General features: G+C 71.3%; 16 protein-coding genes and 1 pseudogene. 15 read left to right on the top strand and 2 right to left on the bottom strand.

From position 1 onward, the window contains the following. Nucleotides 1-110 precede the first annotated feature (110 nt). From ACWCPM_RS19665 to ACWCPM_RS19625, 9 genes are all read left to right on the top strand, one after another. Nucleotides 111-824, top strand: a complete 714-nt coding sequence (locus ACWCPM_RS19665; RefSeq protein WP_450977471.1) for a hypothetical protein — start codon at nt 111-113, stop codon at nt 822-824. Nucleotides 825-841: 17 nt separating this feature from the next. Continuing rightward, on the top strand, nt 842-1,678 hold the full coding sequence (locus tag ACWCPM_RS19660; RefSeq protein WP_450977470.1) for a hypothetical protein: 837 nt from the start codon (nt 842-844) through the stop codon (nt 1,676-1,678). Then, the gene (locus tag ACWCPM_RS19655) at nt 1,675-2,982 is read left to right on the top strand and encodes a CpaF family protein (RefSeq protein ID WP_450977469.1); all 1,308 of its coding nucleotides are present in this window, start codon (nt 1,675-1,677) and stop codon (nt 2,980-2,982) included. The genes ACWCPM_RS19660 and ACWCPM_RS19655 overlap by 4 nt, the downstream gene beginning before the upstream one ends. A gap of 46 nt (nt 2,983-3,028) precedes the next feature. Next, nucleotides 3,029-3,991 (top strand): type II secretion system F family protein, encoded by a 963-nt coding sequence (locus tag ACWCPM_RS19650; protein WP_450977548.1) that lies wholly within the window; start codon nt 3,029-3,031, stop codon nt 3,989-3,991. Continuing rightward, complete coding sequence (locus ACWCPM_RS19645; RefSeq protein ID WP_450977468.1) at nt 3,988-4,911, top strand: type II secretion system F family protein; 924 nt, start codon at nt 3,988-3,990, stop codon at nt 4,909-4,911. Before ACWCPM_RS19650 ends, ACWCPM_RS19645 begins: the two co-directional genes overlap by 4 nt. A 61-nt stretch (nt 4,912-4,972) precedes the next feature. Beyond that, nucleotides 4,973-5,224, top strand: coding sequence for a hypothetical protein (locus tag ACWCPM_RS19640; protein WP_450977467.1), 252 nt, complete (start codon nt 4,973-4,975; stop codon nt 5,222-5,224). Nucleotides 5,225-5,257: 33 nt separating this feature from the next. Further along, nucleotides 5,258-5,713, top strand: coding sequence for a TadE family protein (locus tag ACWCPM_RS19635; protein WP_450977466.1), 456 nt, complete (start codon nt 5,258-5,260; stop codon nt 5,711-5,713). 2 nt (nt 5,714-5,715) lie between these two features. After that, nucleotides 5,716-6,132, top strand: a complete 417-nt coding sequence (locus ACWCPM_RS19630; protein ID WP_450977465.1) for a TadE/TadG family type IV pilus assembly protein — start codon at nt 5,716-5,718, stop codon at nt 6,130-6,132. Beyond that, nucleotides 6,129-6,590, top strand: a complete 462-nt coding sequence (locus ACWCPM_RS19625; protein ID WP_450977464.1) for a pilus assembly protein TadG-related protein — start codon at nt 6,129-6,131, stop codon at nt 6,588-6,590. Before ACWCPM_RS19630 ends, ACWCPM_RS19625 begins: the two co-directional genes overlap by 4 nt. Before the next feature lie 42 nt (nt 6,591-6,632). Here the strand turns inward: ACWCPM_RS19625 and ACWCPM_RS19620 are convergent, their stop codons facing one another. Together ACWCPM_RS19620 and ACWCPM_RS19615 are read right to left on the bottom strand one after the other, a co-directional pair. Further along, nucleotides 6,633-6,845, bottom strand: coding sequence for a DUF397 domain-containing protein (locus tag ACWCPM_RS19620; RefSeq protein ID WP_450977463.1), 213 nt, complete (start codon nt 6,843-6,845; stop codon nt 6,633-6,635). A gap of 9 nt (nt 6,846-6,854) precedes the next feature. After that, the gene (locus tag ACWCPM_RS19615) at nt 6,855-7,706 is read right to left on the bottom strand and encodes a DUF5753 domain-containing protein (RefSeq protein ID WP_450977462.1); all 852 of its coding nucleotides are present in this window, start codon (nt 7,704-7,706) and stop codon (nt 6,855-6,857) included. 21 nt (nt 7,707-7,727) lie between these two features. Between ACWCPM_RS19615 and ACWCPM_RS19610 the strand changes: the two are divergent. From ACWCPM_RS19610 to ACWCPM_RS19585, 6 genes and pseudogenes are all read left to right on the top strand, one after another. After that, nucleotides 7,728-8,336 (top strand): annotated as a pseudogene (locus ACWCPM_RS19610) (hypothetical protein); the annotation flags it as partial. A 463-nt stretch (nt 8,337-8,799) separates the two neighbouring features. Beyond that, nucleotides 8,800-11,781, top strand: a complete 2,982-nt coding sequence (locus tag ACWCPM_RS19605; protein ID WP_450977461.1) for a BTAD domain-containing putative transcriptional regulator — start codon at nt 8,800-8,802, stop codon at nt 11,779-11,781. Then, nucleotides 11,778-12,509 (top strand): prepilin peptidase, encoded by a 732-nt coding sequence (locus tag ACWCPM_RS19600; protein WP_450977460.1) that lies wholly within the window; start codon nt 11,778-11,780, stop codon nt 12,507-12,509. Before ACWCPM_RS19605 ends, ACWCPM_RS19600 begins: the two co-directional genes overlap by 4 nt. 141 nt (nt 12,510-12,650) lie before the next feature. Beyond that, the gene (gene mqnC, locus ACWCPM_RS19595) at nt 12,651-13,850 is read left to right on the top strand and encodes a cyclic dehypoxanthinyl futalosine synthase (protein ID WP_450977459.1); all 1,200 of its coding nucleotides are present in this window, start codon (nt 12,651-12,653) and stop codon (nt 13,848-13,850) included. A 1-nt stretch (nt 13,851) separates the two neighbouring features. Beyond that, complete coding sequence (locus tag ACWCPM_RS19590) at nt 13,852-14,454, top strand: imidazolonepropionase-like domain-containing protein (RefSeq protein ID WP_450977458.1); 603 nt, start codon at nt 13,852-13,854, stop codon at nt 14,452-14,454. A gap of 319 nt (nt 14,455-14,773) precedes the next feature. Then, nucleotides 14,774-15,466: a demethylmenaquinone methyltransferase gene (locus ACWCPM_RS19585; protein ID WP_450977457.1), complete on the top strand. Its 693-nt coding sequence runs from the start codon at nt 14,774-14,776 to the stop codon at nt 15,464-15,466. Nucleotides 15,467-15,491: the final 25 nt, after the last annotated feature.

Below are 15,491 nucleotides of genomic sequence, written 5' to 3'. Positions count from 1 at the left end.
TCACCCATGCGCCGATCAATTGTCCTGGCGCGCCCGACACCGCGGGCAGGGGCGAAGTGTCAGAAGCGCGAGATGCGACACAGATTCTTGGGTGTACGGGGAGCGGTTGCGTGAAGATCCAGGAGCGTTCGGGGGCGGGCGCGGGGCGTTCCGCCGGTCCCGCTCAACCGGCGGTCGGTGAACGGCTTCCCACCCCTCCACGCGAGCGCAAACCCGCACTCGCCGCGCTTGCCGTGCTGCTCATCCTGGTCGGCGCGCTCGGCGTGACGACGTTGGTGTTGCAGGCAGGGGACCGGATCGAGGTCGTCCAGGTGACGAAGGACATCCCGACCGGAGAGTCCGTCAGCGACAGCAACACCACCTCCGTGATGGTCGCCGCCGACGACAGCATCAACTACGTCCGGTGGGAACAGCTGGACAGCCTCAAGAAGCTCAAGGCGAAGTCCACGATCTACGCCGACACCGTCGTGATGGGGCAGATGTTCGCCGCGGGCGAGAGCCTGCCCGCCGGCAAGGCATCGGTGGGCGTGGCCCTCAAGGAGGGCACCTACCCGTCGAACATCAAGGCCGGTGACACCGTGGCCGTCTACAACGTGGAGAGCGCAGCGGGCTCCGACGACAGCGAATCCGACTCCGGTACGACCCCCTCCGGGGGCCTCCTCGTCGAGAACGCCAAGGTCAACACCAAAGCCGACAGGAGCGACGCCACCGTCAGCACCGGCAACCTCTCCCTGACGCTTCTCGTCGACCAGGACGACGCGGCCGCTGTGGCCCGGGCCGCGGCGAGTGGCGCGGTCGCCATCGTGCACGTGTCCGGCGAGTAGAAGGCGAACGCACACCCATGGCGCTCATCGTTCTCGCCGCCGACAAGGGTTCCCCCGGCGTCACCACCACGGCCGTCGCCCTCGCGGCGGTCTGGCCCCGCCGTGCGCTGCTCGCCGAGACCGACCCGGCGGGCGGCGACCTGGTCTACCGCTCCGCCGCGGCGCACGGCGGTCCGCTGAACCCCAACGCCGGCATGCTGTCCATCGCCGCGACGGCCCGCAGGGGCCTCGCCCCGGACCAGCTCTGGGACCATGTCCAGCCGCTGAACGGCGGCCTCGAAGTTCTCGTAGGGCTCGGCATCGCGGAGCATGCCGCCGGGCTGACCGGACTGTGGCCCACCCTCGGCCGGGCCTTCGCCGCCCTCGCCGACTCGCCGCACGCTCCCGCCGACGTCATCGCCGACTGCGGGCGGATCAGCGGGGACACCCCCGCCGTCGAACTGTTCCCGCACGCGGCGCTCGTCCTGCTCGTCTCCCGAACCGAGCCGGAGGCGATTGCCCGCGTCCGGGACAGGGCCGCGGCCCTCTCCGCCAAGTTGCACGGCGGTCCGCGCGGCGCGGCGACCCTGGCCACGCCGATGATCGGTGTCGTGCTGATCGCCGACCCGAACAACGCCGGCAAGCTGGCCGGCCAGGTCAACGACATGCTCGTGCACGCGCAGACCGGAGCCCGGGTCGTCGGCACCATCGCCGACGACCCGGCCGGGGCGGAGCAATTGGCCGGACGCAGGCGCGGGCGGCTCGACAAGTCGCTGCTCATCCGCTCGGCCCGCAAGGTCACCGCGGATCTGTACCAGCAGTACGGTGCCGCCTGGTCGGTGCCGGGCGGGGCTCCGCAGGGAGCCGGCCGATGACCGCTGTCGACCACCAGCTGGTCAAGCGGTTCCGGCAGGACGCCGGTGACCGTATCGCCGAGCAGCGCCGCGTCGACCAGGTGGGCGGCGTCACGCCGATGTCCGGCGAGGACGAGCGGCACTACGCCCGTGCGGTCATAGCCCAGATCCTCGAAGAGTACGCCCGCACGGAGATCCACGCGGGTCGGACGCCTCTGGACGCCGAGACCGAGGAGCAGTACGCGGCCGCCGTGCACGCCGCCCTGTTCGGCGTCGGGCGCCTGCAGCCGCTCCTCGACGACCAGCAGGTCGAGAACATCGACATCAACGGCTGCGACCAGGTCTTCGTCGGATACGCCGACGGCCGCGAGGTCAGGGGTGATCCGGTCGCCGAGACGGACGAGGAGCTCATCGAGCTGATCCAGGTCCTCGGCGCGTACAGCGGTCTGTCGTCCCGGCCCTTCGACTCCGCCAATCCACAGCTCGACCTGAGGCTGCCGGACGGCTCGCGCCTGTCGGCCGTCATGGACGTGGCGCGGCGCCCCGCGCTGTCGATCCGCCGCGCCCGCATGGGAAAGGTGTTCATCTCCGACCTGGTCGGCAACGGCACCCTGACGCCTGAGGTCGGCCACTTCGTGGCATGCGCGGTCCGCGCCCGGAAGAACATCATGATCGCGGGTGCGACGAACGCCGGTAAGACGACGTTGCTGCGGGCCCTGGCGAACGAGATCCCGCCGCACGAGCGGCTGATCACGGTGGAGCGGGCACTGGAGCTCGGACTCGACACGTTTCCCGACCTCCATCCGAACGTGGTGGCGTTCGAGGAGCGGTTGCCCAACTCGGAGGGGCAGGGAGCGATCCCGATGGCCGAGCTCGTGCGCCGCTCCCTGCGTATGAACCCTTCCCGGGTCATCGTCGGCGAGGTGCTCGGCGACGAGATCGTCACCATGCTCAACGCGATGTCGCAGGGCAACGACGGATCGCTGTCCACGATCCACGCCAACAGCTCCAGCGAGGTCTTCAACCGCATTTCCACCTACGCGTTGCAGGCTTCCGAGCGGTTGCCGATCGAAGCCAGCCAGATGCTGATAGCGGGTGCGGTGAACTTCGTCGTGTTCATCCAGCGCCGCAACGAGTTCCAGACCGGGGGACGTCTCCAGCGCATGGTCACCTCCGTCCGCGAGGTCAACGGCGTCGACGGCCGGGTGCTGTCCAGCGAGGTGTTCGCCCAGACGCCCGACGGGCGGGTCGTGCCGCACGCCCCCCTCGCGTGTGTGGACGACCTGATCGCGCAGGGCTACCGGCCCTCGGGAACGTGGGGGTGACGCCGTGACCACGAGCAGTCTTGCCGCGCTCGGGCAACTCGGCTCCATGGGAGGCCTGTTCTCGACGACGATCCTCTACTCGATCGCAAGCGGGGTCGCCGTCGCCGGCGGTCTCGTGCTGTTCGTCGTCGCCGTGCGCGGACTGCCCGCGAAACCGGAGCACGAGAAGCATCGGGCGAGCGAGCGGGCGGGCGAGTTGATCCGGTTCGCAGGGCGGCGTGGCTCCCTCGCCGCCCTGGTCGCCCTCGTCGTCCTGCTGCTGACCCGCTGGGCCGTCGCGGGCGTCGCCGCCGGTGTCCTGGTGTTCTTCTGGGACCGCCTCTTCGGCGGTGCCGCGGAGGAGCGGGCCGCCATGCGGCGGGTCGAGGCCCTCGCCTCCTGGACCGAGTCGCTGCGCGACACGATCGCGGGCGCGGTCGGGCTGGAACAGGCGATTCCGGCCTCCGCCCGGGCCGCCGCACCCGTCCTGCGCCCTCACCTGGACGCTCTGGTCGACCGGTTGCGCGCCCGCACACCTCTGCCGGACGCGCTCCAGATGCTGGCCGACGAGATCGACGACGCGTCGGCGGACATCATCGTCGCGGCGTTGATCCTGAACGCCAGGCTGCGCGGTCCCGGCCTGCGCCAAGTCCTCGGTGCCCTCGCCAAGTCCGCGCGCGAGGAAGTGGACATGCGGCAGCGGGTGATGGCCCAGCGCGCATCCACCCGCCGTTCGGTGCAGATCGTCGTCGGCGTCTCCATCGCCTTCGTGCTCGGCCTGTCCGTCTTCAACCGCGAGTTCGTCGAGCCGTACGGCACCCCGGTCGGACAGCTCGTGCTCGCCTGTGTGTGCGGGCTGTTCGCGCTGGGCTTCTGGTGGCTGCGCAAGCTGTCCACCATCGAGACGCCCGAGCGCTTCCTCGTCCGGGAGGAGCCGTCGGTGCGGTTCGTGGGGCCCCGGACGCCGGCGCAGCATGCCGGCGGCGCGCCGGCACAGACCCTCCCCTCGGACGAGGCGGTACGACGATGAACCTGACGATGCCGATCGTCGCCGGCGCGGTCGTCGGACTGGGCGTCTACGTCCTCGTCCGCGCGCTGTCGCCGACCCGGCGGAGCGCCGTCGCGCAGGTGGCGCGGATCGACGCGCTGCGGGCGCGCGGGTCGGCGTACGAGTCGGCCCGAACGGCACAGGAACCGGGTGGCCGTTTCGGCTCGCTGCGGGCCGAGGTCGGGGCCAGGGTCGCCGAGTTCTACCAGCAGCAGGGCTGGGAACAGCGCTCGCTGCGGGCTGACCTGGCGGTGCTGGACCGGAGATGGGAGAAGTTCCTGGCGACCAAGGCACTGCTGGCCGCTGCCGGGCTGTTCTTCGGGCCGTTCCTGTTCGCTGTGGTCTGGACGCTGGGGTTCGACAGCAGCCCGATCGTCCCGGTCTGGCTGGCGTTGCTCTGCGCGGTCGTCTTCTTCTTCCTGCCCGACCTGGAGGTACGGCGGGACGCGACGGACAAGCGTCGGGACCTGCGGCGGGTGATCGGCGCCTACCTCGATCTGGTGTCGATGAGCCTGGCGGGCGGCCGTGGTCTCCCCGAGGCCCTGATGGCGGCGGCGGAGGTGTCCGACGGCTGGGCGTCCCAGCGGATCCGCAACGCGCTCGCCGACGCCCGGATCACCGGCATCAGCCAGTGGCAGGCCCTGGGCCAGCTCGGCGAGGAGATCGGGGTCGAGGAACTCAAGGACCTGTCGGCCTCGCTGGCCCTGGTGGCCGACGACGGCGCCAAGGTCCGGGAGTCGCTCGCGTCCCGCGCGGAGACCATGCGACACCGGGAACTCGCCGACATCGAGGGCAGCGCGGGGGAGAAGTCCCAGTCGATGCTCGTGGCCCAGCTGCTGCTGTGCGCCGGCTTCCTGGTGTTCCTGATCTTCCCGGCGGCGATGCGCGTGTTCCAGGTCTGACGTCAGTGGTCCGAAGCCCGGACACAAGCCAGTACTTCGTATTGCGAGAGGACAACTCACCATGAACGGACGGAACTTCCTCACCGGGAACCCGGCGACGGACTTCTTGGTCACCTTCCTGCGGGCCCGTGTCGAGCGCGCCCGATCCGGAGAACTCGACCGGGGCGCGTCCGCGGTCGAGTGGGTGATCATCTCCGCGGTCGTCGTGGCGATCGTCGGCGTGGTGGCCGCGATCATCAACACCGCGCTGAGCGAGGGCGCCACCAAGGTCGGCGACTGCATCAAGGGCGCGGACGCGGGCAAGACCTGCTGAGCCGGACGTACGAAGGGGGTTGGCGGGGTTCTCATGGCTGTGGGCGGATGGGTGGGCCGAAGGGTCGCGGCCGCGCGTGAGGCGGCGGCCGGCCGTGGCGACTCAGGCATGACCGCGATCGAGTTCGTGCTGCTCACACCGGTGCTGTTCTTCATGATCTTCGCCACCGTTCAGTTCGCGCTGTACTTCTTCGCCGACCATGTCGCCCAGGCGGCGGCGCAGGCAGGCGCCCGCGAGGCGCGGGCCACGGCGGACGAACACCCGGGCGGCTGGCGGGGCGAGGCGCGGGACGTCGTGGACAGCTACATCGCCCAACTCGGGCCGCAACTGGTCCTGTCTCCCGACGTCGTGATGCTCCAGCCGGATGCCGGCACGGTGGGCGTGGAGATCACCGCTCGGGTGCCGGCGGTCTTTCCCGGACTGGACCTGACGGTGCACGCGCAGTCGGTGGGGCCGGTGGAGAGGTTCGTCGCGGAGGGGGAGAACTGAGCATGGCTGCGGCGTTCGGGCAAGAAGGCGACGACCGTGGGCTCTCGACGGTCGAGGTGGTGATCCTCGCCCCGGTGATGATCCTGTTCATCCTCGTCCTGGTGGCCTTCGGGCAGTTGGTCGACGGCCGTGGCGCGCTCGACGGTGCGGCCCGGGACGCGGCCCGCGCGGGCTCCATCCAGAAGGACCGCACGACGGCGATGGTGGAGGCACGCAGGGCGGCGGAGGCGAACCTCGCCGACGTCTGCGCGGGGCCGGTGTCGGTACGGCAGACCAGTGCCGGTTTCGCACCCGACACCCTGTTCACGGTCGAGGTGAGCTGTGAGGTGCGGGGCCTGGCGATGCTGGGCCTGGACATCCCCACCACGCTGTCGGCCAGCTTCAGCTCGCCGCTGGATCCGTTCCGGAGGTCGGCGTGACGGCCGTCGTGCGCGCGTGGTGGGACCGTCGCCGGGTCGCACTGGACGACCGCGGTTCTGGTGCCGGCGCGGTCATCATCTTCGCCCTGGTCTTCCTGTCGCTGTCCGCCTTCGTCATCGACGGCGGTCTGTCGATCTCCAAGCGGGAGCGGGCGGCGGACATCGCCGAACAGGCCGCCCGGTACGCGGCGCAGGACATCGACCTCGAAGCCCTGTACGAGGACGAGGGCGGCCCGGCGCCGATCAACCACGAGAACTGCGACACCCGGGTCAGGAACTTCGCCCGCGAGATGGACATGACCGGCGCCGACATCGCGGCGAGCCACTGCGTGGCGGCCGACGCCGAGCGGGTGGAGGTCGAGATCCAGCTCACGTACTCCCCGGTGTTCGTGGGGATGTTCTACGGCGGCGATGTCGTCGTCCACGGGCAGGCGGTGGCGGAGAACCAGGTGGGCTGAGCGCCCGAGCATCTGCCGGTCCGTCGACCCGTGGGACACGGGTCATCCCCCGTATGCGGCTTCCTGTCGATCGCCGGCCTTGAGGCTGTCGAGGAACGCGGTGAAGGGTTCGACCGGGAAGCTGAGGAGGCCGTGCGCGGGGTGCTTGGAGTCGCGGACGGCTATGAGGGTGGGGAGGGCGGCGACTTCCACGCAGTTGTTGCCGTCACCGCCACCCGAGTACGACGACTTCAGCCAGTTGTCGGGGATGCTCATGGGGGCGCCTCACAGTTCCTTCGACAGTCTGTGGATGAGGTCACGCGAACCTTCGGATCCGAGTGACGCCGCCTCCACCTTGCGGAAGAGCACACGATAGGCCCCCAGTTGGGCTTCAGAGTCGATGAAGTCCGCTCCCTGCGGTCCGTCCCGGACTGCTGTGTCCAGCTTGGGTACGGCCCCGCCCGCATACATCATGGCGCTGATGGCTCCGGCGAAGCCGTCCAGGTCCAAAGGGATGACGCGCACCAGGATGTGGTCAGCCTCGGAGACCTCCACGATGTGTGCGAGCTGGGCTCGCGCGGAACGCCGGTCGGCGACCCTGATGCGTAGGGCCGCCTCATGGATCACTGCTTGGTAGCGGACGGGTGTGGGCCTCTCGAGGACGGCCTTGCGCTGGATGCGGTGCTGGACACGCAGTTCCAGGTCGGCTTCCGGGAGGCTCGGGACTCGGTACGAGAAGACCGCGCGAGCGTAATCCTCCGTTTGGAAGAGGCCGGGGATGTGCAGGAACTCCACATCCAGCCGGTAGGTGGAGTGGTACTCCAACTCGGCCAGGTCCAGGAAGGACGCGGGCAGTAGGCCCTGGTATTCCTCCCACCAGCCGCGTGTCCGATCGGTGGCCATTGCCACGAGAGCGGCGATCAACTCCTCGTCCGTGCAGGAGTACTGAGCGGCAAACCTTCTCACCCGCGCCTCGCTCACACCTGCGATGCCGGACTCGATCTGGCTCATCTGCGCCGAGGTCGTCGCAAGAAGCGCGGCGGCCTCAGTCGCCTTGAGCCCTGCGGCATCACGGAGTTTCCGCAGCTCGGTGCCCAGGCGTACTTGTCGTGCGGTGGGCTGTTGCCTGCGCGTCATGACTCCTCCTTGCCTCAACCACTGATCGTGCTGACGCAGAGCGTGTCCACGGCACGCTGGGCGACAAGGCCGATCCGTCTGGGGCTGCCCGGTTGGCACTCCCTGACCGTTCGACCGCTCGTGCTCAGCCCCGAGAACGTGCCGCTCGTCACCGACGAGGCCGAGGCCAGGCGGGACGTCTTCCTCGCGGCGTTCTCGGCGATGACGCATGGGAAGGGGCCGGGCGCCGCTGCCATACTGAATCCGCTGGCGGCGGCCCTGGCGACCACGGACACCGACAGCGCGGGGATGCTCGCGCAGTTCGTCGAGTCGTGCCTGGTGGACGCCCAGGCCAAGCAGATCTGGAAGGAGCTCATGATGCCGGTCAACTACTTCTTCCGGCACGAGGTGGCCGAGAAGGTGCGTGAAGAGGGCATCGAGCAAGGCATTGAGCAAGGCATCGAGCAAGGTATCGAGCGGGAGCGCAGGGCGACGGTCATGCGGATCCTCGGCTGGCGGGACATCGCCGTGCCGGATCTCGTCCGTGATCGGGTGGAGGCCTGTTCGGACCTGGGCCAGCTCGAACTGTGGGCTCAGCGGGCGCTGCACGCGAGGCGGGCGGAGGATCTGTTCGAGGAGGACAGCCGCTGAGGCTCGCAGTGTCAGCGGGTGAGTCGGCCGAAGCGGACGGACGTTGAAGCCGACGCGCTGCCCGCCTCCGAGTCCGCCCCCTTGATGTCGTACGGCGGCGGTCGTCTTCGGAGCGTGGCGTGCCACGGGAGTGCCCTCTGAAGTCTGCGGGGTTACGGCAGGCAAGGAGGCGATCACAGGCGGACAGGCCGCTTGTGAGTTCGCGGCGGATCGTGTGAGGGCTGCGGGGACCCGGCGTCGCGGGTGTGCGGGGTGGGAATTCTCGGGGCGATGTGAATCGGGTGAGCCTTTGCCCGAATTGCAGGCAAAGCGGTGCGAATGTTCTGGATCGGCCCGCAGCGGCCGGGAGTTGGTGCCGTTCGGCCTTCGACGCCGTCAGTGCCGGTCCCTAAGATCTCGGTAGGCTCGATTCGCCCCACGACCCACAACTCGACACACTCCCCACACGACCAGGACACCCGCCATGCCGCGACGCAGCACTCCCAGCTCGACGGGCCCGTCGACCCCGAGGAACCGGACGCCGCAGCCCGTGCGTGTGCGGCGGCGTACCTTCGGGGACTTCGTGAAGGCGTTCGTCGCCTTCATAGCCCTGGCCGGTCTCGTGGTGGGCGTGCCGGTCGCGCTCGCGATGACCGCGGGCTGGCCGTTGCCCTCCGAGGCGCCGAGCCTGGAGTGGCTGCAGCAGGAGATCACCGTCGGGACGTTCCTCGGCATCCTCACGTTCGTGGTCTGGCTCGCCTGGGCCCAGTTCACCGCCTGCGTGCTCGTCGAGGTGAAAGCGGCCCTGTCCGGTGTGGGCGTGCCGGGGCGGGTGCCCGGGGCCGGCCCCAGCCAGCTGCTGGCCCGGCAACTCGTCGCGGCGCTGCTGCTCGTCGGTGCCACGGCGGCCAGTCTCACACCGGGGCTGTCGCAACTCGGGCAGAGCGTGGAGGGGAACCCGAGGGGGACCGTCGCCGCGGCCCAGCGGACGCCGGGCCTGTTCGCCCAGCAGCAGGTGCAGGCGGCGCACACGGCCGCAGCCCTCGCGGAGCAGGCGTCCGACGCCGCCGCCCAGGCCGAGGACGACAGCGCGGCCCGTGAGGGCGACACCAAGTACTACCGGATCCAGCCGCCCGAGGGGCGCCATCACGACTCCCTGTGGGAGGTCGCCGAGCGGCACCTGGGCGACGGACGCCGGTACAAGGAGATCTACGCGCTCAACAAGGACCGCGAACAGCCGGACGGCTCCAGGCTGTCCGAGGCCAGTCTGATCCGGCCCGGCTGGATCATGGAGATGCCCGGGGACGCGGTCGGCGGCGAACTGGTCGAGATGCCCGACGAGGCGGCGGACGTCTCGCCGGAGGTGCGGCAGCAGATCGACGAGTACGCCAGGTCCGGGGATCAGGCCCACGCCGGTGGCGGTCAGCACGGCGGCGAGGGTCAGCAGGGTGGCGACGGCCAGTCGGGAGCCGGCTCCTCCCAGGTGTCCGTTCCCGAGCAGCGGCCCGCCCCCGAACAGTCCGCCCCGCACCAGGACCGGCAGGAGCAGCACGCCGTCGCCGCTGCCGGGACCGACCGCTCCTTCGGCCTCCCCGAAGCGCTGCTCGGCGCGCCGCTTCTCGCCGCCGGGCTCCTGGCCGCCCTCGGGCACCGGCGCCGGCAGTCCGTGTGGCAGTCCGCGCTCGGCGCCGTCGGCGGGCGGCGCGGCATGGAGCCGCCCACGCCGGCCGGTGACGCCCTGGACGTGCAGGACGCGCTGCTGGTGGGCGCCGACCCGGAGGGCGTACGGCTGCTGGACCGGTCGCTGCGCGGACTCGCCGCGTCGCTGGCCGCCGAGTCGAGGCCGCTGCCGACCGTGTACGCCGTGTGGTTCAGCGACGGCGACCTGCACCTCCAGCTCGCCCAGCCGGCCGGCAAGCCGCCCGCTCCCTGGCAGCTCGGGCAGGACCAGACCTTCTGGCAGCTGGCCAGGAGCAACGCCGAGCGGTACGAGGACGTCGACACGGCGGCCCCGTACCCCGGACTCGTCAGCCTCGGCACCATGGACGGCTCCCGTCTGCTGCTCAACCTGGAGGCCGTGCCCGGCATCGTCTCGCTGAGCGGACGCGAGGCCGACCGGGCCGCCGTCCTCGCCTCGGTCGCGGCCGAACTGGCCACCAACGGCTGGTCGGACCGCATGACCATCACCCTCGTCGGCTTCGGCCAGGACCTGACCCCCCTCGCGCCCAGCCGGATCCGCCACCTCGAAGGCATCGACGACCTGATCGAGACCATGGGGGCCGAGACCCGGCAGCGGCGTGGGGCGCTGGGCGCCGCCGGGCACGACAGCGTTCTCACCGGCCGTACGGGACCGGCCCAGCACACCCGATGGGCCCCGCACCTCGTCCTGCTCGCCGCCGAGCCCACCGCCGAGGACGCGGTCCGGCTCGCCGAACTGGCCGCCGACGCGAGCCGTCTCGGCATCGGCTACCTCGTCGGCACCGGCAGTGGCGAACTGCCCGGTGCCACGTGGGAGATGGAGATCGACGAGACCGGCACACTGACCGCGCCGCTCCTCGGCCTCTCGCTCGACGCACAGATGCTGCCCTCGGAGCAGCAGCGCGCCGTCGTCGAGCTGTTCACCGACGCCGACCCCGAGCGTGGTCCCGACGGGCCCGACACCGCCCCCCGGTTCCTCGTCGACCTGAGCGAGCAGGGGCGTCCGGCGGTGTACGCGCGACTCGTCGGGTCGTACGAGGTCACCGGGCTGGAGACCCCGGACGGTGAGCGCAGCGCACTGCTGCACGAGGCGCTCGCGCTGCTGCTCCTGCACCGGGAGGGGGTGAACCCGCGGGTCCTGGCTTCCGCCCTGTGGCCGCGCGGCGTCACCGACGACGTGCGGGAGGCGCTCCTGGAGCGGCTGCGAGCCTGGCTCGGCGCCGACCAGGACGGCAGCCCGCGGCTGCGCACCGACGAGACCGGGCGGCTCACGCTCGCCGGCTCCGTCGTCTCCGACCTCGACGTGCTGCGCTCCCTCTACCACGAGGCCACACAGGGCAAGGGCGCCGACAACCGTGGTGTGCGCGGACGGCTGCTGACGGAGGCGCTGAGCCTGGTGCGCGGCCCTCTGCTGTCCGACCGGCCCGAGGGCCGCTACCGCTGGCTCGCCCACGAGATCATCGACGCCCAGCTCCCGCTGCTGGTCGCGGACATCGGCCTCGCGCTGTCCGCGTTCCACCTGGAGAAGGACCGGGCGGAGAAGGCGATCGAGGCGCTGGGAGCGTCCCTGCGCACCGCGCCCACCGACGAGCGGCTCTGGCACGAACTGCTGCGCGCGACCCACAGCACCGGCGACACCGTCCGGCTCCACGCGCTAGCCGAGGACCTGCTCGGCCGCAGCGGGGCACGAGGGCTTCCGCCGCGCACCGAGGCCCTGCTGGACGAACTCCTGCCGACCTGGCGCGAGGGCGTGGCGGCCGGGGGATGAGCGGAGCCACGCTGATCCTTCCGGCCGCGGCCTGGGGTGCCGCAGCGGGTGTGCTGCTGCCGCGGGCCGTCCACCGCTTCTCCGTGCCGTCCGGGGAGGACTGGCGTGAGCGGTGTCCCGGCGGGCATCCGATCCGGGGATGGGCCGGGCCCGCCCGGTGCCCCCGCTGCGCGGCCGACGTCGCGTCCTACGGCCCCTGCTGGGCATGGCCGGCCGCGTTCACCGCCTTGCTCTGCGCCACCGTCGCCGCCGTCACCGGCCCCCGGCCCGAGCTCGTCGTCTGGCTGCTGATCGCGCCTGTGGGTGTGCTGCTCGCGGTCGTCGACGTGCGGGTGCGGCGGCTGCCCGACCCGCTGACACTGCCGCTCGCGGCCGGGACGCTCGCCCTGCTCGGGGTGGCCGCGCTGGTGCCCGGGCACGCCGGGGAGTGGGGCACCGCCCTGCTGGGCGCGCCGGCGCTCGGTGGCTTCTACCTCCTCCTCTTTCTGATCAACCCCGCCGGTATGGGCTTCGGAGACGTGAAGCTGGCGCTCGGCGCGGGGGCGGTGCTCGGCTGGTACGGGTGGGGGGCGGTGCTGCTCGGGACGTTCGCCGCGTTCGTGTGCGGGGCGGTGTACGGAGGCGCGCTGGTGGTCGTACGGAGGGCGGGGCGGAAGACCGCGATCCCCTTCGGGCCGTTCCTGCTCGCGGGCGCCTTCGGCGGGTTGCTGTCGGGGGCGGCGGGCTGACCGGGGGCGGCTCACCTGTGGGTGGAGTCGGTCGGCCTGGGGTGGCTCACCGGTCGGCGGGGCGGGCTGCGCGTGGGTCGGGAAAACGGCTGGCGTAGGCTGGTTCGGTCCGTCCACGACCCTTGACGAAAGGGACATCCGGTGACCGAGAAGGCCGACCTCCAGTCCGTCCTCGACCGTGCCGCCGAGGGCGGGCGGATCACTCCCGAGGAGGCGCTCGACCTCTACCGCGACGCCCCGCTGCACGCGCTGGGCGCCGCCGCCGACGCCGTGCGCCGCCGTCGGTACGCGGGCACCGAGCACATCGCGACGTACATCATCGAGCGGAACATCAACTACACGAACGTGTGCGTCACGGCGTGCAAGTTCTGCGCGTTCTACGCCCCGCCGAAGGACAAGGCGAAGGGCTGGACGCGCGACCTCGACGACATCCTGCGCCGCTGCGCCGAGACCGTCGAACTCGGCGGTACGCAGATCATGTTCCAGGGCGGTCACCACCCCGACTACGGCGTCGAGTACTACGAGAAGCACTTCGCGGCGATCAAGAAGGAGTACCCGCAGCTCGTCATCCACAGCCTGGGGGCGAGCGAGGTCGAGCACATGGCGCGGATCTCCAAGGTGACCGTCGAGGAGGCCATCCAGCGGATCCACGCCGCCGGACTGGACTCCTTCGCGGGCGCCGGCGCCGAACTGCTGCCCGAGCGTCCGCGCAAGGCCATCGCCCCGCTCAAGGAGAGCGGCGAACGGTGGCTGGAGATCATGGAGACGGCGCACGGGCTGGGCGTCGAGTCCACGTCCACCATGCTCATGGGGACCGGCGAGACCAACGCCGAGCGGATCGAGCACATCCGGATGATCCGCGACGTACAGGACCGCACGGGCGGCTTCCGCGCGTTCATCCCGTACCTCTACCAGCCGCAGAACAACCACCTGAAGGGCCGCACCCAGGCCACCATCTTCGAGTACCTGCGGATGATCGCGATCGCCCGCCTCTTCCTCGACAACGTGGCCCACATCCAGGGCTCCTGGCTCACCACGGGCAAGGACGCCGGGCAGATGACCCTGCACTACGGTGCCGACGACCTCGGCTCGGTGATGCTGGAGGAGAACGTCGTCTCGGCGGCCGGTGCCAAGCACCGCTCCAACCTGCTGGAGATGATCGAGATGATCCGCACCGCGGACCGCGTGCCCGCGCAGCGGAACACGACGTACGAGCACCTCGTCGTGCACGACGACCCGGCGAACGACCCCGTCGACGCGCGCGTCATGTCCCACATCTCGTCCACCGCGATCGAGGGCGGCACGGCTCACCCCGAGCTCAAGCTGCTCGCCTCCAACTGACTTGCTGACCGTCCACGCGGACTCCAGGGGGCGTGCCCTCGCCGTGCGCGGCGAGTGGGTGCTCGCGGCCGGCCCGCTGGAGGAGCTCACCCGCGCCCATCCGCTCGCGCGCGTGCGGCGCTGGCCCGGCATCCTCAGTTCGGGGCTCGTCAACATGCACGGGCCCGAACTGCTGGAGCAGGCCTACCACCCGGACCCGCGCGAGGCGGGTGAACTCGGGACGGACCCCCTGACCGGGGACGACCTGGCCGCGCTCGGCATGGACGAGGCGCGGTGGGGTGCCAGCGCGCGGCGTGGAGTGCAGCGGATGCTGGCGCGCGGGACCGTCGTGGTGGCGGGCGCCTTCAGCAACCGTGCCGTGGCCGCGGCCGTCCAGCGGTCCGGGATCGGCGTGATGGGACGGCTCGGGGCGCCGGGCGGAGTGCCCTCCCTCGATCCGTTCGCCTCCGGGCTGCCCGTCGACTCCCCACCCGCACGTGAGAGCGGATCTGCCGCGCGGTTCGCCGTGTTCGACGTGCGGGACGAGGCGGAGCTGGCCGAGCGTGGGGGCGGGAGCTGCGTGGCGACCGTCGTGGCGGGCCGGATCGTGTTTCGCCGTAAGTAGGCCGGGGTGGATCGTTTCGGGCGGGCAGTGTGCCGGGTCTGATCGTGTCGGGCGGGAACCGGGCATGGTCGGATCGGCGCGGGAACCGGGCATGGTCGGATCGTGTCGGGCGGGCAGTGTGCCGGGCGGGACCGCGATCCCCGTCAGTGGCCCGGGCGGGACCGCGATCCCGGCGGTGTGACGGGCCGGAGCGCTGTCCCGCCGGCGGTGTGCCGGGCCGGACCGTCGTCCCGCCGGCGGAAGCGGGCCCGGCTGCCGCTCGGGCGTCCAGGAGATGCCGCGCCCTGCTCCCTGAGGGGGTGCTGCAAGAATGGTCCTCGTGACCCGCGCCTCCCTGAACAAGCAGCCGCACGAAGTCGCCTCGATGTTCGACGACGTGGCGGAACGGTACGACCTCACCAACGACGTGCTGTCGCTCGGCCAGGACCGGGTGTGGCGCCGGGAGGTCGCGAGGGCGGTCGACGCGCGCCCCGCACAGAAGGTGCTGGACCTGGCCGCCGGTACGGCGACCTCCTCGCTGCCCTTCACCCGTGCCGGTGCCTACGTCGTGCCCTGCGACTTCTCCCTCGGCATGCTCCAGGTCGGCAAGCGGCGCCACCCCTGGCTGCCGCTGACCGCCGGCGACGCGACGCGGCTGCCCTTCAAGGACGACGTGTTCGACGCCGTCACCATCTCCTTCGGGCTGCGCAACGTGCAGGACACGGATGCCGCGCTGCGCGAGATGTACCGGGTGACCCGGCCGGGCGGGCGCGTGGTGATCTGCGAGTTCTCGCACCCGACCTGGCAGCCGTTCCGCACGGTCTACACCGAGTACCTGATGCGGGCGCTGCCGCCGGTGGCCCGCGCGGTGTCGTCCAACCCGGACGCCTACGTCTATCTCGCCGAGTCCATCCGCGCCTGGCCCGACCAGCCCGCTCTGGCCGAGCGCCTGGGCAAGGCCGGGTGGTCGAAGGTGGCCTGGCGGAACCTGACGGGTGGCGTGGTGGCCCTGCACCGGGGGTTCAAGGCCTGAGCCGTGGGCCCGAGGGCTGGGGCCG

This window comes from Streptomyces sp. NPDC002309 (assembly GCF_053593375.1).
The sequence above is the reverse complement of the archived record's forward strand: the minus strand, read 5'-3'. Positions and strand labels throughout refer to the sequence as shown.

Coding starts and splice junctions, on each gene's coding strand:
- ACWCPM_RS19615 (WP_450977462.1), bottom strand. CDS start 7,706: ATGACGCGCAGGCAACAGCCCACCGCACGACAAGTACGCCTGGGCACC.
- ACWCPM_RS19655 (WP_450977469.1), top strand. CDS start 1,675: ATGACCGCTGTCGACCACCAGCTGGTCAAGCGGTTCCGGCAGGACGCC.
- ACWCPM_RS19605 (WP_450977461.1), top strand. CDS start 8,800: ATGCCGCGACGCAGCACTCCCAGCTCGACGGGCCCGTCGACCCCGAGG.
- ACWCPM_RS19620 (WP_450977463.1), bottom strand. CDS start 6,845: ATGAGCATCCCCGACAACTGGCTGAAGTCGTCGTACTCGGGTGGCGGT.
- ACWCPM_RS19600 (WP_450977460.1), top strand. CDS start 11,778: ATGAGCGGAGCCACGCTGATCCTTCCGGCCGCGGCCTGGGGTGCCGCA.
- ACWCPM_RS19650 (WP_450977548.1), top strand. CDS start 3,029: ATGGGAGGCCTGTTCTCGACGACGATCCTCTACTCGATCGCAAGCGGG.
- ACWCPM_RS19635 (WP_450977466.1), top strand. CDS start 5,258: ATGGCTGTGGGCGGATGGGTGGGCCGAAGGGTCGCGGCCGCGCGTGAG.
- ACWCPM_RS19630 (WP_450977465.1), top strand. CDS start 5,716: ATGGCTGCGGCGTTCGGGCAAGAAGGCGACGACCGTGGGCTCTCGACG.
- ACWCPM_RS19660 (WP_450977470.1), top strand. CDS start 842: ATGGCGCTCATCGTTCTCGCCGCCGACAAGGGTTCCCCCGGCGTCACC.
- ACWCPM_RS19645 (WP_450977468.1), top strand. CDS start 3,988: ATGAACCTGACGATGCCGATCGTCGCCGGCGCGGTCGTCGGACTGGGC.
- ACWCPM_RS19640 (WP_450977467.1), top strand. CDS start 4,973: ATGAACGGACGGAACTTCCTCACCGGGAACCCGGCGACGGACTTCTTG.